This is a genomic window from Candidatus Methylobacter oryzae (genome assembly GCF_003994235.2).
GTDB lineage: Bacteria > Pseudomonadota > Gammaproteobacteria > Methylococcales > Methylomonadaceae > Methylobacter_A > Methylobacter_A oryzae.
The window spans coordinates 1-1,100 of the sequence record NZ_RYFG02000018.1 but is presented as its reverse complement, the minus strand read 5'-3'; the positions used below and the strand labels follow the sequence as shown (position 1 = coordinate 1,100).

General features: G+C 45.4%; 1 protein-coding gene. It reads left to right on the top strand.

Features of this window, described 5'->3' with window-relative positions; all coding sequences use genetic code 11:
- Positions 1 to 553: 553 nt before the first annotated feature.
- Positions 554 to 985 carry a DUF29 domain-containing protein gene (locus EKO24_RS03220; protein WP_127028975.1) on the top strand — a complete coding sequence of 144 codons (432 nt, stop codon included), beginning with the start codon at positions 554 to 556 and terminating at the stop codon, positions 983 to 985.
- Positions 986 to 1,100: the final 115 nt, after the last annotated feature.

The window sequence follows — 1,100 nt, the reverse complement described above, 5'->3', positions numbered from 1 at the left end:
ATTGCTAGTCAGGCTCATACAACGCCGTTTCGGCCAGACGGCATCCATCGCGGCCCAATCCCTGCTCAAGCCGATTAGGGATACCGATACCCTGGAACGCATCGGGGACTGGATTATCGATTGCGACAACGGCGAAACCCTGTTAAACAAATTGAAAGGCTTGTAACGCCTCCTCCCCTTACAAGGGTGGGTTTTAAAAAATGCACAATGCAAAACCCCCCTTATTTCAGACGCTTCATGCGACAAGCAAAATCCGCTCCCGAATAACTTCCTCCCCTTGCAAATCCTCTTCAGCAAGTATTAGCTCCCGGCAATTCCTCAACAAAAGCCATGTAGCCTTTGGGAACTTTACTAAAAACAGTTGTAAATTGAACTTGCATGGTTTGCACTTCCTTACAAAAAAATATAGCTGCTGGTTTTATAGCAAATACACTTCATATTTTGTCTTTTGTACTATTCAGCAAATGCGGTATCTCAATAGGATTGTTTTGTTTGCAATCGGCTGTTATTCTGAAAAGGTTTAAACTCTATTGAGACACAGAGGGCATGACTAATGCAAAGCTACGAAACCGACGTAATAGCATGGGCAAATGAACAAGCGGCGTTTATTCGTTCCGGCCGCTTTGACTTGCTTGACCTTGAACATATTGCAGATGAGATTGAAGACGTGGGCAAAAGCGAGCAACGTGAATTTGAAAACAGAATGGCGGTGTTGCTTGCACACTTAATTAAATGGCGATATCAGCCAAGCCATCGGGGTAAAAGCTGGGAACGAACCATCAAAGACCAGCGTACTATGCTTATGCGCAGACTCAGCAAGACGCCAAGCTTAAAACCCAACCTTGAAAATCTTGATTTTTGGTCGGAGTCATGGGCGGATGCTGCACGCATTGCAGAGAACGAAACCGGGATACTGAACGTGTTTCCTGAGTCTTGCCCGTGGGATGTCGACCAGATCATGAATCCTGAGTTCTGGCCGGAATAAAGGGTGGGATGAGGGCAGTGCCGTTAAGTGCGTGTTTTAAAAGTAGCCATTGAGTTGCAAAACCTGCAAAATTTAAAATTTGCAATGGCTAAAAGAAAACACCGCAAGCGCTACC

Bases quoted from the DNA above. Each gene is read 5' to 3' on its own strand.
- EKO24_RS03220 (WP_127028975.1), top strand. From the start codon at position 554: ATGCAAAGCTACGAAACCGACGTAATAGCATGGGCAAATGAACAAGCG.